The sequence below is a fragment of the Pseudomonas viridiflava genome, from assembly GCF_001642795.1.
GTDB classification, from domain to species: Bacteria; Pseudomonadota; Gammaproteobacteria; order Pseudomonadales; family Pseudomonadaceae; genus Aquipseudomonas; species Aquipseudomonas viridiflava.
The window spans coordinates 340,098-364,086 of record NZ_LKEH01000026.1 but is presented as its reverse complement, the minus strand read 5'-3'; the positions used below and the strand labels follow the sequence as shown (position 1 = coordinate 364,086).

20 protein-coding genes, 2 tRNA genes and 1 pseudogene are annotated in these 23,989 nt (G+C 60.2%); 17 read left to right on the top strand and 6 right to left on the bottom strand.

Annotated elements, in window-relative coordinates:
* Positions 1-38 precede the first annotated feature (38 nt).
* Together rhdA and AO065_RS14500 are read right to left on the bottom strand one after the other, a co-directional pair.
* Positions 39-854 carry a thiosulfate sulfurtransferase gene (gene rhdA, locus AO065_RS27195; RefSeq protein ID WP_004883541.1) on the bottom strand — a complete coding sequence of 272 codons (816 nt, stop codon included), beginning with the start codon at positions 852-854 and terminating at the stop codon, positions 39-41.
* A 45-nt stretch (positions 855-899) separates the two neighbouring features.
* Positions 900-2,435: an HDOD domain-containing protein gene (locus AO065_RS14500; protein WP_004883543.1), complete on the bottom strand. Its 1,536-nt coding sequence runs from the start codon at positions 2,433-2,435 to the stop codon at positions 900-902.
* Between the two features lie 207 nt (positions 2,436-2,642).
* On the opposite strand from AO065_RS14500, the gene motA reads away from it, so the two are divergent.
* Positions 2,643-3,494, top strand: coding sequence for a flagellar motor stator protein MotA (motA, locus tag AO065_RS14495; RefSeq protein WP_004883544.1), 852 nt, complete (start codon positions 2,643-2,645; stop codon positions 3,492-3,494).
* A 3-nt stretch (positions 3,495-3,497) separates the two neighbouring features.
* Complete coding sequence (gene motB, locus AO065_RS14490) at positions 3,498-4,520, top strand: flagellar motor protein MotB (protein WP_004883546.1); 1,023 nt, start codon at positions 3,498-3,500, stop codon at positions 4,518-4,520.
* A 78-nt stretch (positions 4,521-4,598) separates the two neighbouring features.
* Here motB and rsgA read toward each other — a convergent pair whose 3' ends face one another.
* A complete protein-coding gene (rsgA, locus tag AO065_RS14485; protein ID WP_004883548.1) occupies positions 4,599-5,630 on the bottom strand; it encodes a small ribosomal subunit biogenesis GTPase RsgA in 1,032 nt (343 codons plus the stop codon).
* A gap of 108 nt (positions 5,631-5,738) precedes the next feature.
* Between rsgA and orn the strand changes: the two genes are divergently transcribed.
* The gene (orn, locus tag AO065_RS14480) at positions 5,739-6,272 is read left to right on the top strand and encodes an oligoribonuclease (protein ID WP_004883550.1); all 534 of its coding nucleotides are present in this window, start codon (positions 5,739-5,741) and stop codon (positions 6,270-6,272) included.
* A 112-nt stretch (positions 6,273-6,384) separates the two neighbouring features.
* The gene (locus AO065_RS14475) at positions 6,385-6,996 is read left to right on the top strand and encodes a trimeric intracellular cation channel family protein (RefSeq protein WP_004883552.1); all 612 of its coding nucleotides are present in this window, start codon (positions 6,385-6,387) and stop codon (positions 6,994-6,996) included.
* Between the two features lie 55 nt (positions 6,997-7,051).
* On the opposite strand, the gene queG is transcribed toward AO065_RS14475, so the two are convergent.
* Positions 7,052-8,134 (bottom strand): tRNA epoxyqueuosine(34) reductase QueG, encoded by a 1,083-nt coding sequence (gene queG / locus AO065_RS14470; RefSeq protein ID WP_004883554.1) that lies wholly within the window; start codon positions 8,132-8,134, stop codon positions 7,052-7,054.
* A gap of 63 nt (positions 8,135-8,197) precedes the next feature.
* Here queG and AO065_RS14465 point away from each other — a divergent pair, with 63 nt between their 5' ends.
* The 13 genes and pseudogenes from AO065_RS14465 to AO065_RS27840 all read left to right on the top strand — a co-directional run bounded on the left by AO065_RS14465 (position 8,198) and on the right by AO065_RS27840 (position 23,325).
* The gene (locus tag AO065_RS14465; protein WP_004883557.1) at positions 8,198-9,688 is read left to right on the top strand and encodes a bifunctional ADP-dependent NAD(P)H-hydrate dehydratase/NAD(P)H-hydrate epimerase; all 1,491 of its coding nucleotides are present in this window, start codon (positions 8,198-8,200) and stop codon (positions 9,686-9,688) included.
* On the top strand, positions 9,676-10,146 hold the full coding sequence (tsaE, locus tag AO065_RS14460) for a tRNA (adenosine(37)-N6)-threonylcarbamoyltransferase complex ATPase subunit type 1 TsaE (RefSeq protein WP_004883558.1): 471 nt from the start codon (positions 9,676-9,678) through the stop codon (positions 10,144-10,146). The genes AO065_RS14465 and tsaE overlap by 13 nt, the downstream gene beginning before the upstream one ends.
* Positions 10,147-10,160: 14 nt before the next feature.
* Complete coding sequence (locus AO065_RS14455) at positions 10,161-11,585, top strand: N-acetylmuramoyl-L-alanine amidase (RefSeq protein WP_004883560.1); 1,425 nt, start codon at positions 10,161-10,163, stop codon at positions 11,583-11,585.
* A 62-nt stretch (positions 11,586-11,647) separates the two neighbouring features.
* Entirely contained in the window at positions 11,648-13,546 is a 1,899-nt protein-coding gene (mutL, locus tag AO065_RS14450) for a DNA mismatch repair endonuclease MutL (protein WP_162234362.1), read from the top strand.
* The gene (gene miaA, locus AO065_RS14445; RefSeq protein WP_004883564.1) at positions 13,547-14,518 is read left to right on the top strand and encodes a tRNA (adenosine(37)-N6)-dimethylallyltransferase MiaA; all 972 of its coding nucleotides are present in this window, start codon (positions 13,547-13,549) and stop codon (positions 14,516-14,518) included. It abuts the gene before it with no gap.
* Positions 14,519-14,609: 91 nt separating this feature from the next.
* Entirely contained in the window at positions 14,610-14,870 is a 261-nt protein-coding gene (gene hfq, locus AO065_RS14440; RefSeq protein WP_002551819.1) for an RNA chaperone Hfq, read from the top strand.
* A 12-nt stretch (positions 14,871-14,882) separates the two neighbouring features.
* Complete coding sequence (hflX, locus tag AO065_RS14435) at positions 14,883-16,184, top strand: ribosome rescue GTPase HflX (RefSeq protein WP_004883568.1); 1,302 nt, start codon at positions 14,883-14,885, stop codon at positions 16,182-16,184.
* 96 nt (positions 16,185-16,280) lie between these two features.
* Positions 16,281-17,459 (top strand): FtsH protease activity modulator HflK, encoded by a 1,179-nt coding sequence (hflK, locus tag AO065_RS14430; protein WP_004883569.1) that lies wholly within the window; start codon positions 16,281-16,283, stop codon positions 17,457-17,459.
* Positions 17,459-18,328, top strand: coding sequence for a protease modulator HflC (hflC, locus tag AO065_RS14425; RefSeq protein WP_004883571.1), 870 nt, complete (start codon positions 17,459-17,461; stop codon positions 18,326-18,328). The genes hflK and hflC overlap by 1 nt, the downstream gene beginning before the upstream one ends.
* 284 nt (positions 18,329-18,612) lie before the next feature.
* Entirely contained in the window at positions 18,613-19,800 is a 1,188-nt protein-coding gene (locus tag AO065_RS14420) for an ATP phosphoribosyltransferase regulatory subunit (protein WP_004883573.1), read from the top strand.
* Between the two features lie 54 nt (positions 19,801-19,854).
* On the top strand, positions 19,855-21,147 hold the full coding sequence (locus AO065_RS14415) for an adenylosuccinate synthase (protein ID WP_004883574.1): 1,293 nt from the start codon (positions 19,855-19,857) through the stop codon (positions 21,145-21,147).
* Positions 21,148-21,726: 579 nt separating this feature from the next.
* A pseudogene (locus AO065_RS27845) lies at positions 21,727-22,419 on the top strand (methyl-accepting chemotaxis protein); the annotation flags it as partial.
* 21 nt (positions 22,420-22,440) lie between these two features.
* Positions 22,441-23,325: a methyl-accepting chemotaxis protein gene (locus tag AO065_RS27840; protein WP_407072027.1), complete on the top strand. Its 885-nt coding sequence runs from the start codon at positions 22,441-22,443 to the stop codon at positions 23,323-23,325.
* Between the two features lie 141 nt (positions 23,326-23,466).
* Here the strand turns inward: AO065_RS27840 and AO065_RS14405 are convergent.
* Positions 23,467-23,553 (bottom strand) — tRNA-Leu (locus tag AO065_RS14405).
* A gap of 161 nt (positions 23,554-23,714) precedes the next feature.
* Positions 23,715-23,801: transfer RNA gene (locus AO065_RS14400), tRNA-Leu, on the bottom strand.
* Positions 23,802-23,989 lie beyond the last annotated feature (188 nt).

Sequence of the window (23,989 nt, the reverse complement as noted above, 5' to 3'; positions counted from 1 at the left end):
GGAAGCGGGCGGTGCTCGAAAAGTGAGCCCGGCCCTGGTCATTTTTCGACAGGCGTGTCCGGGTGGTTGCCCCATTCGCCCCACGAGCCGGCATACGCCTTGACCCGGGGATAGCCCAGCGCCTTGGCCACCAGATAGGTGAAGCCGGAGCGGTGATGGGTCTGGCAGTGGGTGATCACTTCCTTGTCGGCCGTGATGCCCAGGTCCAGCAGAATCTGTGGCATGTCATCGCGAATGCGCAGTTGGCGTGCCTTGTCCATGCCAGCCGTCCATTCGAAGTTGACGGCGCCCGGTACATGCCCGGCCTTGGCCGCCAGTACTTTTTCACCCGAGTATTCGGTGGGTCCGCGTGCATCCCAGATGGCCAGATCGGCAGCGCCCAGTCGGCTTTGCAGGTATTCGCGGGTCGCCGTCGGCTCGTCGTGCAGTTTCAGTTCGACCGGACCGCCCTTAACTGGCGGAACATCACGGGTCAGCGGCAGTGACTGGGCTTCCCAGGCCAGCAGGCCGCCGTCCACGTAGTGATAGCGATGGTGGCCGATCACGTCCAGCAACCAGATGAAGCGCCCGGCCCAACCGCCGCCTTCGTCGTCATAGACAACATAGACGGCATCGGGGTTGTGGCCCAGTTCGCCGAACAGCTTTTCCAGATCGGAGTGCGCGGGCAGCAGGCCGGGCGCAGGTGGCTGGCCAAGTTGAGTGCGCTTGGGATCAACGAAGCGAGCGTCAGGGATATGCCCTGCGTCGTAGCGAGCGCTGCTGGTCAGATCCACCAGAATCAGTTCCGGGGCATCAAGGCGCTCAAGCAGATCGTTGGGCTCGATGACCAACGGTAAGCCAGCGAATACGGACATTTGCAGCCTCCGATGAAAAGAAAGATGCGAATTGTACGCCAGGCCTCAGGCTTTGCGATGACTAAAGATGCCCAGCGCGCGTTCAATGCATTGCGCGGTTTTTCCGAATGCCTGAACGGAAATTTCCGACAGTGCACCGCCGCCCTGATCAGCGACCACCAGCATCATGACTTTGCCGTTGCTGCTCAGGGAGCGAATCAGCCAGTGCTGACCGCTGAACAGCGTTTTGAGCGGCGCAGGCAGCAGGGCAGAAAACTGGGCGATGTTGGCAGGTGTCATGCGCAACTGGGTCGGCTGGGTCAGAAGCCGTTGCAGCACGGTGCTTTCCTTCAGGAACAGCTGCATCGCTGAAGCCTCGGGCGGCAGTCCTGCAGACTGATGCACGCGCAACGCCGCTCCGGTCTTGTCCATCATCAGCAGCATGACCCTTTGCATCCCGCAGGCGACAAGCGCTTCGCGCGCAGAAGTGGTCAAGTGCATGGCATTGATGAACGGCGTAGGGTCCTGCAGCAGTTCCGCGCATTGCTTGCGCCAGAGCTGCAGAGCGTCGGCCGAGGGCGGTGGTGCAGGATCGTTGTCTCGCCTTACGCGTCGCGCATCCCACGGCCAGATCAGCGATTCGGCCGGATGCCACAAGTCCTTTTCGCTGTGATTGCGTGCGCTGCTGGCCGCATTCTGGTGGGCCTGCTGCTGCACGTCATCCAGAGGCTGCTGCAGGTACAGGCTGGTGAGTCGCTCCCAGCGCAGGCAGTGCGGGCTGTTCCAGGCGTGCTGCGCGGCCAGCGCCAGTCCGTTGCCCAGCAATACGGTATTGGCGGGCTGGTTGAGCCAGCGACGCAGGTTGGGGTCGGCATCCATCAGCTGCTGTTGCAGCAAGGGATCCTGATCTTCGCGCGCGATGCGCAGCACCTTGACCAGATCACGCCGCTCGCTGAGCAGCAGTTTGTAGCCGCGGGTCACCCAGACCGGCAGACGCCAGAACTCGGCCAGCGCCAGCGCCAGTTCCAGCAGGTTGACGCCGAACAGTTCCTTCTCGACGGCGATGCTGGAATGGCCTTTGTGAATGACTCGAAGTTCGAGTTCTTCCAGCAATTTGGGGTAAGCAAGCGCCATCGGCCAAAGTGGTGCCAGAAACAACAGGCTGCCCAGATGAATGTCCTGCCACAGTCGCGCCAGACGGCTGGCGAACAGCCCGTTGGCCTGCTGCGTGGCGTGCTGGCTGATCAGGATCAACTGGCGGAATGCCGCCGGAATTTCTTCAGGCGGCTTGGCCGGCAAACGACCCAGCAGCACTTCAGTACGCGCCAGCCCCAGCCGGTTGATCGCGATTTCCAGGCTCTCGGCCTGTTCAGTGATGCCGTGCGTGTGGTGATTGGCCTCGCGCATCACGCTGAGCACCAGCGCAGGACTTTCCTGCATCATTTCCGCAATTTCACGCAACGAGCGGCGACTGTCATTGAGTGCCGCACGAACCCGGTCGTGGTTGGCCGCAGGCACTGGCAGATCGACGCCGTCGAGCAGTCTGACCCAGGATTCAAGCGTCTTTGGAACCGGCGGATGTGGAACATGCGTTGTCGACATTCGATGCCCTGTGCAGCTGATTTTCGAGCTGGGAGGCTGCCAGCGTTCTGGGGCGCGACAGCCTTTTTCGATCCCGCGATTCCGGGCGGAACTGGTTTTTTAGCAATAACTGCCTATAGTCTGGCCCAGTTAGGCCGATAAGGAGAAGAAGAGTTTCAAGAACTTCCGGACTGTCCCTGAACCCGACTCAGTAAAGTATTTTCTCCTATGGCTAAAATTATCGGCATCATTGTCGTTTTCGCGAGTGTCCTCGGCGGATACGTCCTGTCTCACGGCAAGATCATGGCCCTGTTTCAGCCCTACGAGGTGTTGATCATCGGCGGTGCTGCGCTGGGTGCATTTCTGCAGGCCAACCCTGGCCACATGACCATGCACGTGTTCAAGAAGTCGCTGAAGATGTTCGGCACACGCTTCACCCACGCCTATTACCTTGAGGTGCTGGGGCTGGTTTACGAGATCCTCAACAAGAGCCGTCGCGAAGGCATGATGGCGATTGAAGGGGATATCGAAGAGCCGGCCGCAAGCCCCATCTTCGCCAAATATCCAGGTGTACTGAAAGATGAACGCATGACGGCGTACATCTGCGATTACCTGCGCATCATGTCCTCGGGCAACATGGCTCCTCACGAGCTGGAAGGCCTGTTCGACATGGAACTGCTGAGCATGAAGGAAGAGCTCGAGCATCCGTCGCACGCCATCACCGGTATTGCCGACGGCATGCCCGGTTTCGGTATCGTGGCGGCGGTACTGGGGATCGTGGTGACCATGGCATCCCTGGGTTCGGGCGACAAGGCGGCCATCGGTATGCACGTAGGTGCGGCGCTGGTGGGTACCTTCTTCGGTATTCTCGCGGCTTATGGTTTCTTCGGTCCGCTGGCCACTTCCCTGGCTCACGATGCCAAGGAAGAAATGAACGTCTACGAATGCATCAAGGCTTCTCTGGTGGCCTCGGCCTCCGGCATGCCGCCTTCACTGGCTGTCGAGTTCGGCCGCAAGGTACTGTATCCGCTGCATCGCCCCAGCTTCAGTGAGCTGGAACAAGCGGTTCGCGGTCGCTAAGCCATGGAAAATAATCAGCCGATAATCATCAAGCGCGTCAAGCGCTTCGGTGGAGGGCATCACGGCGGCGCGTGGAAAATCGCCTTTGCCGACTTCGCGACGGCCATGATGGCGTTCTTTCTGGTGCTGTGGCTGATGTCCTCCGCCACGCCCGAGCAGTTGATTGCCGTGGCCGGTTACTTCAAGGATCCGGTCGGGTTCTCAGACAGTGGTTCGCCCTATGTGATCGACCTGGGCGGCTCGCCGGAAATGTCGCCCAACCAGACGCTCAACCCTGAAGTGAAAACCACGCCTTCACCGGATACGGTGCCGATAGAGTCCGACACCTCGGAATCCAAGGCTGAAGAGGTCGAGCAGGAACGTCTCGAAATGCTTCTGCAGGAATTGCAGAACAAGGTCGAAGAGAACCCGCAACTGCAGAAGTTCAAGGACCAGATTCTGTTCGAGATCACGCAGGACGGTCTGCGCATCCAGATCATGGATGCTGACAACCGGCCGATGTTCGATTCCGGCAGTGCGCGCTTGAAGCCTTACTTCGAGGACATTCTGCTGGCGATGGCTGACACCATCAAAAGCGTGCCCAACAAGATCAGCATCAGCGGTCATACCGATGCCACGCCGTTCGTAGGCAATGGCGGATTTGGCAACTGGGAACTGTCGGCCAACCGGGCCAACGCTGCGCGCCGTGCTCTGGTTGCAGGCAGTTATCCGGATCCGCAGGTGGCACGCGTGGTCGGTTATGCCTCATCGGCGCTTTATGACCGTGAAAACCCGACCAACCCCGTGAACCGCCGTATCGATATCGTTGTGCTGACCAAAAAGGCTCAGGAACGTATTGAAGGTGCTCAAAACTCTGGTGGTGCCCCGCAGGCGCCTGCTGCCCCGCCAGCACCGGGTGCAGTGCCTGGCGCTTCGGCGGCGCCTGCGCCGGTCGATCCGCAGGCCTATGCCCAGCCCCATGAGATTCGGCAGAAGCTGAACATCTTCGATCAGGGCACGCTGAAGGTCGAGCCGACCCAGAACTGAGTCCTGACACCTGCAAAAATGCCGCGATCATCGCGGCATTTTTTTGTTTTCGGCAGAAGGTCGGTGCAGACAGGTATCTCAGTAGCTGTCTTCCGGCAGGCTGGTGATGATCGAGCGATAGCTGTTCATGCGTTGCTGCTGAACGCGTCCGTCTTCGAGGGCCTTGAGCAGGGCGCAGCCTGGTTCACGGTCGTGCTTGCAATCGCGGAAGCGGCATGTGCCGATCAGGTCGTTGAACTCGATGAAGCCCGCCTCCACGTCGGCGCGGCTGACATGCCCCAGACCGAATTCACGGATGCCCGGCGAGTCGATGAGGTCGCCGCCACGCGGAAAGTGGAACAGTCGCGCAGTGGTTGTGGTGTGCGTGCCCTGACCGGACAGCTCCGACAACGGGCCGACACGCGTCCCGACTTCAGGCAGCAGGCTGTTGACCAGCGAAGACTTGCCCACGCCGGACTGACCCACGAACACGCTGATATGACCATCCAGGCGCGCCTGCAGCTGCTGCATGCCGTCGCCGTGATGCGCAGACACTTCCAGCACCGGGTAGCCCAGTGTGCGGTAGACCGCCAGCAAGGCGTTGAGCGCAGGAGCGTTCTGCTCGTCGATCAGGTCAGCCTTGTTGAGCAGCAGCAGCGGATGGATCCCGGCATGCTCGGCGGCGACCAGATAACGGTCGATCAGGTTGGCATGCGGCTCGGGCATCGGGGCGAAGACAATGACGATCAGGTCGACGTTGGCTGCCACCGGCTTGAGCTGGCCGCGTGAATCCGGACGGCACAGTTCGGTGGTGCGGGGCAGTTGGGCGACGATGACGCCGATGCCCTGATTGCCAGCGCGCCAGACCACGCGATCACCGGTCACCAGTGCGGGCAGGTTGGCACGCAAATGACAGCGGAACACCTGGCCGATCTGTTCGCCTTCCTGGGCCTCGACTTCGACCTGAACGCCGAAGTGGGCGATCACCAGACCGGTCTGTTCCGGGCCGAGGTCACCGCCTTCGAGTGTTTCGAGCGCGACAGACTCGCGTTTCGCGGCGCGGGCAGCACGTTCGCCCTGAATCTTTTCGATGCGCCAGTTCTGACGACGATTGAGTTGGCGTTTGGCCATGGGTGTTCCGATGTGATGAAGCAGATGAATAGGCAGTACGTTGAATCGGGCGGCAGTCTAGCACGGCCGGGTAAGCTAAACTGCGCGCCTACGCTGAGGAGTCGTGATATGCAGAACAAGCAGAACCTTATCTGGATCGACCTGGAAATGACCGGTCTGGACCCTGACACCGATGTAATCATCGAAATGGCCACGATCATCACCGATAGTGAGCTGAACACCCTGGCCGAAGGTCCGGTACTCGCGATTCATCAGAGCGATGAGACGCTGGCGCGAATGGACGAGTGGAACACCCGTCAGCACGGCGGCTCGGGCCTGACCCAGCGCGTACGTGAAAGCACGGTGACGATGGCGGATGCCGAGGCGCAGACTCTGGCCTTCATCATGCAATGGGTGCCTGAGCGCAGTTCGCCGATCTGCGGCAACAGCATCTGCCAGGACCGTCGCTTCCTGTATCGCCATATGCCTACCCTGGAACACTACTTCCACTACCGCAACCTCGACGTCTCGACCCTCAAGGAACTGGCCGCGCGCTGGTCGCCGAACCTCAAGTTCCAGAAGGGCAGTACGCACCTGGCGCTGGACGACATTCGCGAGTCGATTGCCGAACTGCGCTTTTACCGCGAGCACTTCATCAAGTAACACGTGAGGTCCGTGCAGCGAATGAACCTTCGCTGCACCCTTTCAGTGCATAAGCCTTTCGGCGCACAACGGCGCTGGTTAAACTGCGCGCCCTTGTCGCCGAGTCGTCACCATGTTGCTGATGCTTTACCTGATTGCAATCACTGCTGAAGCCATGACCGGCGCGCTGTCGGCCGGACGACGCGGCATGGACTGGTTTGGCGTGGTGCTGATCGCCTGCGTCACGGCGTTGGGTGGCGGTTCGGTGCGTGATGTGCTGATCGGCCATTACCCGCTGACCTGGGTCAAGCACCCGGAATACCTGGTGCTGACCAGCATTGCGGCGCTGGTGACCATTTTCATCGCCCCGTTGATGCGGCATCTGCGCTCGCTGTTTCTGGTGCTCGATGCGCTCGGGCTGGTGGCCTTCACATTGATTGGCTGCATGACTGCGCTTGAAGCTGGGCATGGCATGCTGATCGCGTCGGTGTGTGGGGTGATTACCGGTGTGTTCGGCGGCATCCTGCGGGACATCTTCTGCAACGACATTCCGCTGATCTTCCGTCGCGAGCTGTACGCCAGCGTCTCGTTCCTCGCCGCGTGGTGCTTCCTGCTGTGCGGTTATCTGGAGTTGCCCTCCGAGCAAAGCGTGCTGATCACCCTGTTCGGCGGCCTGCTGCTGCGCCTGCTGGCGATCCGTTTCCACTGGGAAATGCCCAAGTTCGTCTACAAGGATGAGCCTTGATCTGATGGGCGCTCTAACGCGCGTGGGTGCGGGGGCTTAACTGATCGCACATGCGTCAGGAGCGCCCATGCCTGCCCAGCGCCCACGCCACATGCTCTCTGACCATCTCGGATGGATAATCACGCCGGGCTTCCAGCGCTTCTATCACGGGAATGGTCGAAGGTGCGTTGCCCAGTCCGACCGCCAGATTGCGCAACCACCGCTCATACCCGGCGCGTCGCAAGGGTGAGCCTTCGGTGCTGCTCAGAAATTTATCCTCGTCCCACAGAAACAGCTCGGCCAGCCCCGCGTTGTCCAGGTTGTGGCGCGGCTGAAAGTCGCTCTGGTCGGTGGGGCGGGCGAAGCGGTTCCAGGGGCAGACGATCTGGCAGTCATCACAGCCGAATACCCGATTCCCAATCAAAGGGCGCAGCTCTTCGGGGATGGAGGTCTTCAGCTCGATGGTCAGGTAGGAAATGCAGCGGCGCGCATCCAGCACGTAAGGGCCGACAAAGGCTGCCGTCGGACAGATATCGAGACACGCCGTGCAGCGCCCGCAATGTTCGGTGGCGTGTGGCGGATCGACCGGCAGCGGGATGTCCACAAACAGCTCGCCGAGAAAGAAAAAACTGCCGGCCTTGCGATTGAGCACCAGCGTGTTCTTTCCGATCCAGCCCAGACCGGCCTGTTCGGCGATTGCTTTTTCCAGCACCGGCGCGCTGTCCACGAAGGCCCTGAAACCAAACGGACCGATGGCTTGCTGGATGCGCTCTGCCAGTTGCTGCAGGCGTTTGCGGATCAGCTTGTGGTAGTCGCGTCCCAGGGCGTAGCGGGACACGTAGGCTTTTTCAGGCTCGGTCAGGCGCTGAGCCATTTCGGTGTCGCCTGGCAGATAGTCCATACGCAGCGATACTACCCGCAGCGTTCCCGGCACCAGCTCGTCAGGGTGGGAACGTTTGCTGCCATGGGCTGCCATATAGTCCATTTCGCCGTGATAGCCCGCTTCGAGCCAGCGCTGCAGATGCTGCTCGTGCTCTGCCAGATCGAGCCCTGAGATGCCGACTTCCTGAAAGCCGAGCTCACGGCCCCACGCCTTGATCGATTGCGCAAGGGTGACAAGGTCGTCAGCGGTGGGAAGTTCAGCGGTAATAGCGGACATGCGCAGAGAGAAACCAGAGACAAGGTGCGTATAATTCTGCCAGACATCGGAGCCTAGAGACGCATGTTAGACACGAAACCCGAATTACCCGACGCGCTGTACAGCGCTGCGCAGGTGCGTGACCTCGATGCCCGGCTGATTGCCGCAGGCACGCCAGGCTTCGAATTGATGCAGCGCGCCGCGCACGCAACCTGGCGGGCGATCCGCAGGCGCTGGCCCGAAGCGAGCGAGCTGACGGTGCTGGCCGGGCATGGCAACAACGCCGGAGACGGTTATCTGGTGGCCTCGCTGGCCCACAAGACCGGCTGGCAGGTGCGTGTACTGGCCGTCGGTGATCCTGCTGCGTTGAAGGGCGACGCTGCACTGGCCTACGCCGCTGCGTCGGGCGTCAATATCCAGCCCTGGGCCAATCAGGCCATGGCTGGCATCGTGGTGGATGCGCTGCTGGGTACAGGGCTTCAGGGTGATGTGCGCGATCCTTATCGTTCAGCTATCGAGGCGATCAATGCCAGCGGCTTGCCGGTGGCGGCGGTGGATATTCCCTCGGGGCTGTGTGCCGATACCGGGCATTGCCTGGGTGTCGCCGTCCGAGCAGACCTCACCGTGACATTTATCGGCCTGAAAATGGGCATGCTGACCGGCGATGCCCCCGACCTGATCGGGCAACTGATCTTTGATGATCTACAGGCCGACAAGGCCATCGTCGCCCAGGCGCCGGTGACCGCAAAACGACTCGACAAAACCAGCCTGCCTTTTCTGGCGCCTCGGCCGCGCACTGCTCATAAAGGTATGTATGGTCGCGTGTTGGTCATCGGTGGCGATCACGGTTTCGGCGGCGCGGCATTGTTGAGCGCCGAAAGCGCGTTACGCAGCGGGGCAGGCATGGTCACGCTGGCGACCCGCACCGAACATGTGCCCGCCGCGCTGACGCGCATGCCCGAGATCATGAGCGCTGGCATCCACTCGGCCAACCAGCTCATGACGCTGATCGAGGCAGCCAGCGTACTGGTTGTCGGGCCTGGTCTGGGTCAGGACAGTTGGGGGCGCAGCCTGCTGTCTGCGGCAGCCAACGCAGATCGGCCGCAGGTCTGGGATGCCGATGCGCTCAATCAACTGGCAACCGGGCAGGTGGTCCTGCCGAAGAACAGCGTTATCACCCCGCATCCCGGTGAAGCGGCGCGCCTGCTGGGTATCAGTACTCAGGAGGTGCAGAACGACCGCGCCGCTGCAGCTCACGCGCTGGCGCGTACATTCAATGCCGTCTGCGTGCTCAAGGGTTCAGGCAGCCTGATCGCTGATGTCGATGGGCGACTGGCGCTGTGTGATCGCGGTCACCCTGCCATGGCCACAGCAGGCCTTGGCGATGTGCTGGCCGGGCTGACCGGTGCGCTGATGGCTCAACACATGAGTGCGTTCGATGCGGCCTGTCTGGCGGTGTGGCTGCATGCCAGCGCTGGCCAGAAAATCGGCGCATCGGGTCGTGGCATGGCAGCCAGCGATAGTATTCCCGCCATTCGTCAGTTACTGGAGGAGCTGAAACCGTGTCTGATTTAACGCTGCATGTGATTGGCGAAGAGGCCATGATGGCTTTCGGCGCACGCCTCGCGCAGGTCACCGAGGGTGTGGGCGTCATTTTTCTGGACGGGGATCTGGGCGCGGGCAAGACCACGCTTTCGCGAGGCCTGATACGTGGATTCGGGCACGAAGGGGCTGTGAAGAGCCCGACCTTCACCCTCGTTGAACCCTATGAAATAGGGTCGATCAAGGTTTTCCACTTCGACTTGTATCGCCTGGTCGATCCAGAAGAACTGGAGTTCATGGGCGTGCGTGATTACTTCGACGGTGACTCACTTTGTCTCATTGAGTGGCCCCAGCGTGGTGCAGGCTTTTTGCCAAAGCCTGACCTGACCATTACCATTAGCCCGCACGGAGAAGGTCGTTCCGTGATATTGAGCCCCACGGGTTCGCTTGGCGAACGCTGGTGTGCCACTTTGGCTTTGGAATTCAAATAGATATGGGGTTAGGTATGCGCATGCGCGCGCTGGTTACTGTAGTAGGTCTGCTGTTGATGGCCTTGGCTGTCGAAGCGCTGGCCGCTACGCAAGTACGAAGTGTCCGCTTATGGCGAGCGCCGGACAACACTCGGTTGGTATTCGACCTTTCAGGACCTGTCCAGCACAGCGTATTTACCCTGACTTCACCTGACCGTCTGGTGATCGACATCAATGGCGCGACATTGGGCGGACCGCTCAATGTGTCGACCGCCAACACGCCGATCACCAGCATGCGTTCTGCGCAGCGCACTGCGACCGATCTGCGCGTGGTCATCGACCTCAAAAAGGCCGTGACGCCAAAGAGTTTCACGCTGGCGCCGAATCAGCAGTATGGCAACCGCCTTGTGGTTGATCTGTTCGACAACGCTGCCGACGCGAACCCGACGCCGGTGCCGACGATTGCAGACACCCCTGCGAACACTGCGCCAGCGGTGCCGATCAGCCCGTCCAAGCCTGAAGTCAAGCTGACGCCGGTGCCCAACGGCAAGCGCGATATCGTGGTCGTGATCGACGCAGGTCATGGTGGCGAAGATCCGGGTGCTTCCGGCAGGGGCGGTGAGAAAGAGAAAAACGTGGTGCTGTCGATTGCGCGTGAGCTGCAACGTCAGATCAATGCCGAGAAGGGCTATCGCGCCGAGTTGACGCGAACCGGCGACTACTTCATCCCGTTGCGCAAACGAACCGAGATCGCCCGCGCCAAGGGGGCGGACCTGTTCGTTTCCATTCACGCCGACGCTGCGCCGTCCACGGCGGCCTTTGGCGCGTCGGTGTTCGCCCTGTCTGATCGTGGTGCAACGTCCGAAACCGCACGCTGGCTGGCGGACAGTGAAAACCGTTCCGACCTGATTGGTGGTGCCGGTGCCGTGAGTCTCGATGACAAGGACCGCATGCTGGCGGGCGTACTGCTCGACCTGTCCATGACGGCATCGCTGTCGTCGAGCCTGAACGTCGGCCAGAAAGTCCTGAGCAACATCGGCCGGGTGACTTCGCTGCACAAGTCCCGTGTCGAGCAGGCAGGCTTCATGGTGCTCAAATCGCCGGACATTCCGTCGATCCTGGTGGAAACCGGCTTTATTTCCAATGCCAACGAAGCCAACAAGTTGTCCTCGGCCTCGCATCAACAGGCACTGGCGCGTTCGATCAACTCCGGCGTGAAGCAGTTCTTCCAGCAGAACCCGCCACAGGGCACTTACATCGCCTGGCTGCGAGACAACGGCAAGCTGGCCCAGGGCCCGCGCAATCATGTCGTACGCTCCGGCGAAACGCTGGCCATGCTGGCGGCACGTTACGACATGAACATCGCCACATTGCGCAGCGCCAATGGCTTGAAGACCGATGAGTTGAAAATCGGTCAGGACCTGCGCATTCCGAGCTCCGAGGTTGCAACACAGCCATGAATGAAGAAGCCGCCAGCAGCGACCTTCTGCTTGAAGGCGTCGAGCCGCAAATCGAACAGGCCATCCTGAACGCCGCTCGCATCGAGCTGCTCAGTCCGCGACTGGCGAACCAGATCGCGGCGGGCGAGGTGGTCGAGCGTCCTGCGTCGGTGATCAAGGAATTGCTGGAAAACAGCCTCGATTCCGGTGCGCGACGCATTGACGTCGATGTAGAGCAGGCCGGTATCAAGCTGCTGAAAGTGCGCGACGATGGTAGCGGTATCTCTTCGGATGACCTGCCCTTGGCGCTGGCGCGCCATGCGACGAGCAAGATCCGCGATCTGGAAGACCTTGAGCGCGTGATGAGCCTGGGCTTTCGCGGTGAGGCCCTGGCATCGATCAGTTCGGTGGCACGTCTCACCCTGACGTCCCGCACCCGAAACGCGGATCAGGCCTGGCAGGTCGAGACCGAAGGTCGCGACATGGCGCCCCGTGTGCAGCCCGCTGCGCACCCGGTCGGTACGTCCGTGGAAGTGCGTGATCTGTTTTTCAACACGCCTGCTCGCCGCAAGTTTCTCAAGGCTGAAAAGACTGAATTCGATCATCTTCAGGAGGTGATCAAGCGCATGGCGCTGGCGCGTTTCGACGTGGCCTTCCATTTGCGTCATAACGGCAAGACTATTCTCAGTCTGCACGAAGCCCATGACGACACCGCCAGAGCGCGTCGCGTGTCGGCCATCTGCGGACCGGGCTTCCTGGAGCAGGCGCTGCCGATCGAGATCGAGCGTAACGGTCTGCATCTGTGGGGCTGGGTCGGGTTGCCGACGTTCTCTCGCAGCCAGGCAGATCTGCAGTATTTCTTCGTCAATGGCCGAGCGGTGCGCGACAAACTCGTCGCCCATGCGGTGCGTCAGGCGTATCGCGATGTGTTGTTCAATGGCCGTCACCCGACCTTCGTGCTGTTTTTCGAAGTCGATCCGGCGGCTGTAGACGTCAACGTTCACCCGACCAAGCACGAAGTGCGCTTCCGTGACGGACGCACTGTGCACGATTTTCTGTACGGCACGCTGCACCGTGCGCTGGGTGACGTTCGGCCGGAAGATCAGTTGTCCGGCAGCGCACCTGTGACAGCGATTGTGCGTCCGACCGGCCCCGAAGCGGGCGAGTTCGGGCCGCAGGGCGAGATGCGTCTGGCCAATAACGTGCTCGAACAGCCGCAGGGCGAGACCTATGCACGTCCCGCAGGCTCCGGCTCGGGCGGCGGCTATCAGTATCAATACTCGCCGCGACCTGCTTCGCCGGGTGCGCCAGTCGCCGAAGTGCAAAGCGCCTACCGCGAGTTTTTCGCGCCGCTGCCGGGCACCACGCCGACGTCGTTGCCAGATTCGCCTGCTGATATTCCACCGCTGGGTTATGCGCTCGCGCAGCTCAAAGGCATCTACATCCTGGCTGAAAATGCCCACGGGCTGGTGCTGGTGGACATGCACGCCGCCCATGAACGGATCATGTACGAGCGCCTGAAAATCGCCATGGCCAACGAAGGCCTGAGCGGACAGCCGCTGCTGGTGCCTGAGTCCATCGCGGTCAGTCAGCGTGAAGCGGATTGTGCTGAAGAACACTTGGCGACCTTCCAGCGCCTGGGTTTCGAATTGCAGCGTCTTGGCCCCGAGACGCTGGCCATCCGACAGATCCCGGCGTTGCTCAAGCAGGCCGAGGCCAACCGGCTGGTCAGTGATGTGCTCGCAGACCTGATGGAATATGGCACCAGTGACCGGGTGCAGGCGCACATGAACGAGCTATTGGGCACCATGGCCTGTCATGGCGCAATCCGGGCCAACCGTCGTCTGGCGATCCCGGAAATGAACGGCTTGTTGCGCGACATGGAAAACACCGAGCGCAGCGGGCAATGCAACCACGGTCGTCCTACCTGGACCCAGATGGGGCTCAACGATCTGGATAAATTATTCCTGCGCGGACAATGAATGAATGCTTTACCTCCGGCCATCTTTCTCATGGGGCCAACCGCAGCGGGCAAGACCGATCTTGCAATCGAACTCACCAAGGTCCTGCCGTGTGAGCTGATCAGCGTCGATTCGGCGCTGGTCTATCGCGACATGGACATCGGCACGGCCAAGCCTTCCAAGGCGCAACTGGCCGAATTTCCGCACCGCCTGATCGACATACGCGACCCGTCTCAGAGCTATTCGGCGGCTGATTTTCGTACTGACGCACTGGCCGCCATGGCTGAAATCACCGCCCGGGGAAATATTCCTTTGCTGGTGGGCGGCACTATGTTGTATTTCAAGGCTCTATTGGACGGACTGGCGGATATGCCGGCGGCGGATGCGCAGGTTCGGGCACAGCTCGAAGCCGATGCGCTGGCCCATGGCTGGCAGTGGTTGCATGATCAATTGGCGGTGGTCGACCCGGTGTCGGCGGCACGTATTCACCCCAACGATCCGCAGCGATTGATCCGTGCACTGGAGGTTTATCGCGTCAGCGGAACGAGCATGACCGCACACCGCGAGCAACAAACTGCGCAAAGTACCGAAGCAGCGGCATCGGGGCGTCAGCAATTGCCCTATACTGTCGCGAATCTTGCGATAGCTCCGGCTGATCGCAAGGTACTGCATGACCGCATCGCACTACGTTTTTTGCAAATGCTGGACCAGGGGTTTCTGGACGAAGTACTGGCATTGCGCTCACGAGGCGACCTGCATTCAGGTCTGCCATCGATACGAGCCGTCGGTTATCGCCAGGTCTGGGATCACCTGGATGGAAAGCTGACACGGGATGAAATGCAGGAGCGCGGCATCATTGCAACGCGCCAACTGGCCAAACGGCAATTTACCTGGCTTCGCAGCTGGGAGAATTTGCACTGGTTGGACAGCCTGGCCAGCGACAATCTGCCACGCGCCTTGAAATACCTGGGATCGGTCTCCATATTGGGCTGAGTCCTTGCAATAGCCGTCTATCCTTGGGGGGTGGCCGGTAAGCCAATCGAATTCGATTTATTATTTATTGATCCTTAAAGGAGTGCGGCACATGTCAAAAGGGCATTCGCTACAAGACCCTTACTTGAATACCTTGCGTAAAGAGAAGGTCGGGGTATCGATCTACCTGGTCAACGGTATCAAGCTGCAGGGCACGATCGAGTCTTTCGACCAGTTCGTCATTTTGCTGAAAAACACTGTCAGCCAGATGGTTTACAAACACGCTATTTCCACCGTCGTACCGGTTCGTCCGATTCGTCTGCCCAGCGCCACCGACGCTGACGGCGCCGATGCCGAGCCAGGTAACGCCTGATAGGAGTCTGCCTTGTTCTTTGAGCGCCACAGCGGTGGTGAACGTGCGATTCTCGTTCACCTGGATGGTCAGGACCCTGAGGCGCGCGAAGATCCGCAGGAGTTTCAGGAGTTGGCCATGTCGGCTGGCGCCGATACCGTCGCGTTTATCAACGTGCCGCGTCATCGGCCATCCGCCAAATACCTGATTGGTTCTGGCAAGGTCGAGGAGCTTCGCGACCAGGTCAAGGCCGAGCAGGCCGACATCGTGATCTTCAATCACACCCTCACGCCCAGTCAGGAACGTAACCTCGAACGTGTTTTCGAGTGCCGCGTGCTTGATCGTACCGGTCTGATTCTGGATATCTTCGCCCAGCGCGCACGGACCCATGAAGGCAAGCTGCAGGTCGAACTGGCCCAGCTTGAGCACATGAGTACCCGTCTGGTGCGAGGCTGGACTCACCTTGAGCGTCAGAAGGGTGGTATCGGCCTGCGTGGACCGGGTGAAACCCAGCTCGAAACGGACCGTCGTCTGCTTCGGGTACGTCTGCGCCAGATCAAGGGCCGTCTCGAGAAGGTTCGCAGTCAGCGTGATCAGGCCCGTCGCGGCCGTCGTCGCGCCGACATCCCTTCGGTTTCGCTGGTGGGTTACACCAACGCCGGTAAATCCACACTGTTCAACGCCGTGACCGATTCCGACGTGTTCGCAGCCGATCAGCTGTTCGCCACGCTGGACCCGACGTTGCGTCGTCTGCAACTCGACGACCTGGGCCCGATCGTGCTGGCCGATACAGTGGGCTTCATTCGCCACCTGCCGCACAAACTGGTCGAAGCCTTCCGCGCCACGCTTGAAGAATCGAGCAACTCCGATCTGCTGCTGCATGTGATCGACTCCCACGAGCCGGACCGCATGTCGCAGATCGAGCAGGTCATTGCCGTGCTTGGCGAGATCGGTGCCGAGGGCTTGCCGATACTTGAGGTCTATAACAAACTCGATCTGCTTGAAGGCGTAGAGCCTCAGATACAGCGTGATGCCGATGGCAAGCCGCAACGTGTCTGGGTGTCTGCCCGTGATGGTCGGGGGCTGGACCTGCTGAAGCAGGCCGTGGCCGAGCTGCTGGGTGACGATCTGTTCGTCGGCACCCTGTGTCTGCCTCAGCGTCTTGCCCGACTGCGTGCCCAGTTCTTCGAGCTGGGTGCCGTGCAGAGCGAGACGCACGACGAGGAAGGCTCAAGTCTTCTGGCAGTGCGTATACCGCGCGTTGAACTCAATCGTCTGGTGACTCGCGAAGGATTGCAGCCGCTGGAGTTCATCGAGCAACACACTTTGCAATAAAAGCACGAGAAAGCCGTTGTACGGCTTTCGCGGGCATTCTGTAGCATGGGGCGGCGCGCCGATGGTGCGTCTTTGCTTTATCAGATGGAGAGCGCTATGGCTTGGAATGAGCCGGGTGGCAACTCGAATAATCAAGATCCCTGGGGTGGTAAACGCCGTGGCGGCGACCGCAAGGGGCCACCTGATCTCGACGAGGCCTTCCGTAAGCTGCAGGAAAGCCTGAATGGGCTGTTCGGCGGCGGTAAGAAACGCAGTGGTGATGGCGGCAGTGGCGGAAGTTCAGGCAAGGGCGGCGGCTTCGGCCTGCTCGGCATCGGCCTGGTCGTGCTCGTCGCTTTCTGGCTTTACAGCGCGATCTATGTCGTCGACGAACAGGAACAGGCGGTTGTACTGCGTTTCGGCCAGTACCACGAAACCGTGGGTCCGGGTCTGAACATCTATTTCCCGCCGTTCGATCGCAAGTACATGGAAAACGTGACTCGCGAACGTGCCTACAGCAAGCAGGGCCAGATGCTCACCGAGGACGAGAACATCGTCGAAGTGCCGTTGACCGTGCAGTACAAGATCAGCAACCTTCAGGATTTCGTCCTGAACGTCGATCAGCCTGAGATCAGCCTGCAGCACGCCACTGAAAGTGCGTTGCGCCATGTCGTGGGTTCCACGGCGATGGACCAGGTGCTGACCGAAGGCCGCGAACTGATGGCGAGCGAGATCAAGGAGCGCCTGCAGCGTTTCCTCGACACCTACCGCACCGGTATCACCGTGACTCAGGTCAACGTGCAGAGTGCTGCTGCGCCGCGTGAAGTGCAGGAAGCGTTCGATGACGTGATTCGTGCTCGTGAAGACGAGCAGCGTGCACGCAACCAGGCGGAAAGCTACGCCAACGGTGTGATCCCGGAAGCCCGTGGTCAGGCCCAGCGTATTCTTGAAGACGCCAACGGTTATCGCGACGAAGTGGTTTCCCGTGCCAAGGGTGAGGCTGACCGCTTTACCAAGCTGGTCGCCGAATACCGCAAGGCACCTGAAGTGACCCGTCAGCGTCTGTACCTGGACACCATGCAGGAAGTCTTCAGCAATACCAGCAAGGTGCTCGTGACCGGTGATAAAGGGCAGAACAATCTGCTGTATCTGCCGCTCGACAAGATGATGGAAAACAGTCGCAGCGGTACCGGTAACACCTCGAGTACCGGTGGTTCATCCGCGACTGGAACTGATGCCGGCGTGCGAGCGACCGATACTCAGCAGCGCGATGTACGTACCAGGGAGAGTCGCTGATGAGCAATAAATCGCTGATCACCCTAATTGTTGGTGTGGTACTGGCAGTCATTGCCTGGAACAGCTTCTACATCGTGTCCCAGACCGAACGCGCAGTTCTGCTGCAATTCGGTCGCGTGGTGCAGGCTGATGTACAGCCGGGCCTTCACGTGAAGGTTCCTTACGTGAACCAGGTGCGCAAGTTCGACGGCCGTCTGCTGACCCTCGATGCTCCGACCCAGCGTTTTCTGACGCTGGAGAAGAAAGCCGTGATGGTCGACGCTTACGCCAAATGGCGCGTGAAGGATGCCGAGCGTTTCTACACGGCAACTTCCGGTCTGAAGCAGATTGCCGACGAGCGTCTGTCGCGCCGTCTGGAATCGGGTCTTCGTGACCAGTTCGGTAAGCGCACCCTGCACGAAGTCGTGTCGGGTGAGCGTGACGCACTGATGGCGGACATCACCGGTTCCCTGAACCGCATGGCCGAGAAAGAGCTGGGTATCGAAGTGGTCGACGTTCGCGTCAAGGCTATCGACCTGCCCAAGGAAGTGAACCGCAGTGTTTTCGAGCGCATGAGCACCGAGCGTGAGCGTGAAGCCCGTGAACACCGTGCCAAGGGTAACGAGCTGGCTGAGGGCATCCGTGCCGACGCCGATCGTCAGCGCCGTGTGCTGCTGGCCGAAGCCTATCGCGAGTCTGAAGAAGCGCGCGGTGACGGTGATGCCCAGGCAGCGGCGATCTACTCCAAGGCTTACGGTCAGGATCAGGAGTTCTATGCGTTCTATCGCAGCCTGCGCGCCTACCGTGAAAGCTTCGCGAACAAGAGTGACATGCTGGTGCTTGACCCGAACAGCGAGTTTTTCCGCTATCTGGAAAAAGCCAAGCCGTAATATCTGGCTGTAATAAATTACCCCGCCGGGCGGCAAAACCGTCCGGTGGGGTGATCGTTCGGTAAAACGTGTGTATCATGCGGCAGCCGGGAAATTCCCGGCTTTTTTGCGTCTGCACGATTGATTGGCTGAAGCCCGCGTGGCGATCAGCAAGATTTTTCGAGGAAAGTGGTCTGCAAGGCCTGTCTCGGGCGTTTGTCGTGCCCGTCATACAGCGCACCACTTTCTGCTTCACTCAAGGCTGGCCTCAAGGCTGGCCGCCCGGATCATAGGGGAATGGCGTAATGGCAACGGTTGACCGCTGGCTGCTACCAGATGGCATCGAAGAAGTACTGCCACCGGAAGCGGCGCGTATTGAAGTAGCGCGCCGTCAGGTGTTGGATCTGTTTCAGAGCTGGGGCTATGAGTTCGTCGTCACCCCGCATATCGAGTATCTGGAGTCTCTGCTGACTGGCGCAGGCTCGGATCTGGATCTGCGCACCTTCAAGGTCATCGATCCGCAATCGGGTCGGCAGATGGGCTTTCGTGCCGACATCACGCCGCAGGTTGCTCGCATTGATGCACACACCCTCAAGCGTGAAGGCCCGAGCCGTCTGTGCTACGCAGGCAGTGTTCTGCATGCCCAGCCCCGCGCGCTGTCGTCTTCGCGCAGCCCGATCCAGCTCGGCGCCGAGCTGTACGGCGATGCAAGCCCGAGCAGTGACGTTGAAGTGATCAGCCTCATGCTCGCCATGCTGCAACTGGCCGATGTGCCGGATGTGCACATGGATCTGGGGCATGTCGGTATCTATCGTGGGCTGGCGCGTGCTGCCGGTCTGTCGGGCGAAGTTGAGCAACAGCTGTTCGATGCGCTGCAACGCAAGGCCATCGATGAAGTGATCGCCCTGACGGCCAATCTGCCGCAGGAGCTTGCGTCGATGCTGCGTGCGCTGGTCGACCTTTGTGGTGGTCATGAAGTCCTGGCTGCGGCCCGTGATCGTCTGGCCGGTGCGCCGCAACCCGTGCTCGCTGCGCTGGACGATCTGGTGAGCATCGCCGACCGCCTCGCAGCGCGCTTCCCGCAGTTGCCGTTGTATTTCGATCTCGGTGAGCTGCGTGGCTATCACTACCATACCGGCGTCGTGTTCGCGGTCTTTGTGCCGGGCGTCGGGCAGTCGATTGCCCAGGGCGGTCGCTACGACGACATCGGCGCCGACTTCGGCCGTGCACGTCCGGCCACCGGCTTTTCCACTGACCTGAAAACCCTGGTCACGCTGGGACAGGCAGAAATCGTATTACCGTCCGGTGGCATCTGGATGCCGGACAGCACGGATGCAGCACTCTGGCAGCAGGTTTGCCAGTTGCGCAGCGAAGGTCAACGTGTGGTTCAGGCGTTGCCTGGGCAGCAGGTAAGCGCGGCACGTGAAGCCGACTGTGACCGGCAATTGATTCAGCATGGCGAGCACTGGCAGGTAATGCCGCTGGCTTCTTGAGTATTCCTGCCGGCCGCCGCCGGCACCAAGTTTGCGTGAATGAGGACGAGTGTTATGGGTAAGAATGTCGTAGTCCTGGGCACCCAGTGGGGTGATGAGGGCAAAGGCAAGATCGTTGATCTGCTGACCGAACATGCTACCGCCGTAGTTCGCTATCAGGGTGGCCACAATGCGGGTCACACCCTGGTGATCGACGGTGAGAAAACCGTATTGCACCTGATTCCGTCCGGTGTACTGCGCGAAGGCGTGCAGTGCCTGATCGGTAACGGTGTGGTGGTTGCTCCCGACGCACTGCTGCGTGAAATCATCAAGCTGGAAGAGAAAGGCATTCCGGTGCGCGAGCGTCTGCGCATCAGCCCGTCCTGCCCGCTGATCCTGTCGTATCACGTTGCGCTGGATCAGGCGCGTGAGAAGGCTCGTGGCGAATTCAAGATCGGTACGACCGGTCGCGGCATCGGCCCGGCTTACGAAGACAAGGTTGCACGTCGCGGTCTGCGCATCGGCGACCTGTTCCACCGTGAGCGTTTCGCGTCCAAGCTGGGCGAGTTGCTGGATTACCACAACTTCGTGCTGGTCAATTACTACAAAGAGCCTGCGATCGATTTCCAGAAGACACTCGACGAGTGCATGGAATACGCCGACATGCTCGAACCCCTGATGCTCGACGTCACCGCCACGCTGCATGAGATGCGTCGCGACGGCAAGGACATCATGTTCGAAGGCGCTCAGGGTTCGTTGCTGGACATCGACCACGGTACCTATCCGTACGTCACCAGCTCCAACACCACGGCTGGCGGCATCGCCACCGGTTCGGGTTTCGGCCCGATGTACCTGGATTACATTCTGGGTATCACCAAGGCTTACACCACGCGCGTCGGCTCGGGTCCGTTCCCTACCGAGCTGTTCGATGACGTTGGCGCTTTCCTGGCCAAGCGTGGCCATGAGTTCGGTGCTACCACCGGTCGTGCCCGTCGTTGCGGCTGGTTCGACGCCGTCATCCTGCGTCGTGCTATCGAAATCAACAGCATCTCGGGCCTGTGCCTGACCAAGCTGGACGTGCTCGACGGTCTTGAAACCATCAACATCTGTGTGGGTTACAAGAATGAAAACGGCGCGGTGATCGACGCGCCGACCGATGCCCACAGCTACCTGGGTCTGGAGCCGGTCTACGAGCAGATGCCAGGCTGGAGCGAATCCACGCTGGGCGCTCAGACGCTGGAGCAGTTGCCAGCCAATGCGCGCGCTTACATCAAGCGTGTCGAAGAGCTGGTAGGCGCACCTATCGACATCATCTCGACCGGTCCTGATCGCAACGAAACCATCGTTCTGCGTCACCCTTTCGCGTAACACGTCGTCAGCTGCAAAAAGAAGGGCCGCCATGTGCGGCCCTTTTTTGTAGCTCATTCAGAGCATGGGCACGGCACCACTGATCGTTCCTCGCGCTCTGCGTGGGAATGCCGCTCAGGACGCTCCGCGTCCGATCCTCTAGGGACGGGCGAAATGTGAATTGCATCACGGCACGGCCCTTGCTATACAAACGACAGAAAAGTGCCACTATTTTAATGGCGCTCAGGTTGGAGGGATTCTCCTGTGTCGGCTGTGTTATCTCTTTTGCAAAGTCGTTTGCTGCGCCCGGTGTTCATTGCACTGGGCATCGCCCTTTTGGTGCAGGTGGTGGTCGCGGTTGCGCTCACCCGGAGCACCGTCACCGCGCTTGAAGCGGATCTGGCCAATCGGCTGGGGGTAGATTCGCAACATGTCTCGTCCGAGCTGGAGCGGGCGAGTAGTGAAGTGACATCCAGTCTGGATGCGCTTTCTACCAGTACCCGTCAGCGTCTCAGTACCGGCCTGTCCACGCGCCTGAAAGAAGAGCAGGCGCAACTGCGGGCCACGCTGGAAAAAGACCTCAGGGAATCCGCCACAGATATGGCAGAACTGCTGGCTGCGGTTGCGCCGCGTGCCATGTGGGACAACGACACGCCAACACTGTCGGAGTTTGCCCGCCGTGCGCAGCGCAATCCCAATGTGCTGTTCGTGGTGTATGACGATGCGGCGGGAGAGCACCTGACGCGCTACATGAACCGCGACAATCCCCTGGTCAAGGCGCTTCTCGCCAAGGGGGAGGGCGAGCGGGCGATGGACAAGATTCTCAACGCTGCGAAAAACGATCCGTCGGTGTATTACGTCGAAGCCTCCATCAGTCCTAACGGTGTCGAGATCGGCAAGGTGCGCATGGGCGTCTCGACGGCGACGGTCGAGGAAAACCTGGCTGCGCTGGACAAGCGTTTCGCCACGTTGATCACCAGTGGCGAGCAGTTGGTATCAGAAAGCCTGGCGGGTGCTTCAAAAGACAGTTCAGCGGCGCTGCGTACTCGTCTGGAGTCCGCGCAAGCAGCAGCAACCGCGATGGCCAGCAATACCCGTTCTGCCGTTCAGGACGCTGCTCAAACCTTGCGCTGGAATATCGCCGTCGGACTTGCCGTCATCGGTCTCGGCGTACTGCTTCTGTTGGCAGTGGTGCTGGGCCGTCGTGTGGTCAGCAAGCTGCATCTGCTGATCGCGGCGCTCAATGACCTTGCAGCAGGTGAGGGCGACCTGACGCGCCGCGTGAAGCTCGACAGCAACGACGAGATCGGCGACATGTCGGCGGCGGTCAATCGTTTCATCGACAAGCTTCAGCCCATCGTTCGAGAAGCAGGCGAGGTGGCGCAACTGACCGGTGTCGAAATCGGCGCCATGAGTCAGCGAAACGCGGGCGCCGATGCCGCTGCTGCGTTGCAGCGGGATGAGGTGGCGGCGAGCCTGCAAGCGCTTGAACAAATGGCTGATGAGGCTCAGGCGGAAAGCCAGGCCATGCAGGAAGCATTGCGTCAGGTCATCGACATCAAACAGGCCACCGATGAAAACACGCGTACTTCCACTCAGGTTGGCGGGCTCATAGAAGCGCTGGCCGGTCAGGTGGAAACCGGTGCTCAGGTGATCGAGCGTCTGGCGCGGCAGAGCGAGCAGATCGAGGTGGTGCTTGAAGTGATTCATGGCATCGCCGAGCAGACCAACCTGTTGGCCCTCAACGCAGCCATCGAAGCAGCGCGCGCAGGTGAAACCGGCCGCGGCTTTGCCGTGGTGGCTGATGAAGTCCGCGCCCTGGCCAGCAAGACCCAGAGTTCAACTGGTGATATTCAGGAGCACATCACCAAGTTGCAGGCCGGTGCCAAAGAAGCGGTCGCAACCATCGGTCTGGCCGGGCGTCAGGCGAAGGAAGGGCTGGCCGTGCTGCGTGACAGCGCAAGGCTGCAGCAAACCGTACAGGCCTCGGTCGAGCAGGTGCATGCAGCAATTGGTCTGGCCACGCGAGCAGCGGAACATCAGGCGCAGGGCGCTCATGCCGTGAAAGGACGTGTTGAAGTGATTCATGCACAGGCCGAGAAAGCCGCCCAGGCGGTGGTGGAGACCACGGCAAGCGGCCGAACGCTGGACAAGCTTTCGGTGCGTCTGAAGGCGAGTCTTGGGCAGTTCAGGGCGTAACTGCGTGCTGGGTCAGGGCTGGCGGATGGCAATCATCTGCCAAGGCGCCTTCTGGTATATGGAGGTCGAGGTGGCGCAGACGGCAACAGTTTCAAATACCGAAAAGCAAAAAACCGAGCCATTGGCTCGGTTTTTTTGAATTGGTGCCCAGAAGAAGACTCGAACTTCCACGACCTTGCGGTCACCAGCACCTGAAGCTGGCGTGTCTACCAATTTCACCATCTGGGCAGTATCAGCGACGTCGCCGTTGCTGATGGGGCGCACTATACGGCGATCGTTTTATTCTGTAAACCCCTGTTTTGATTTAATAATCAAAACCCCAGAATGCAAAAACCCGCTTTCGCGGGTTCTTGTGTGACATCAACCTGTTGTAGGCTGTTGCCTTGAATTGGTGCCCAGAAGAAGACTCGAACTTCCACGACCTTGCGGTCACCAGCACCTGAAGCTGGCGTGTCTACCAATTTCACCATCTGGGCAGTATCTTGAGGCCTTGACCTGTCGATGGCGCGCACTATACGGAGCGTCTTTTGGGCTGTAAAGCCCATCGATGAAAAAAACTCCAAAAATTTCGCCAGCGGCGTGAATCGGGTCTTTCAGGGCAGTTTCAAGCGTTTTCAGTGAGCTGATTGAGCGTGAAATTTCCCGTTTCATAAGGTCTATGCCA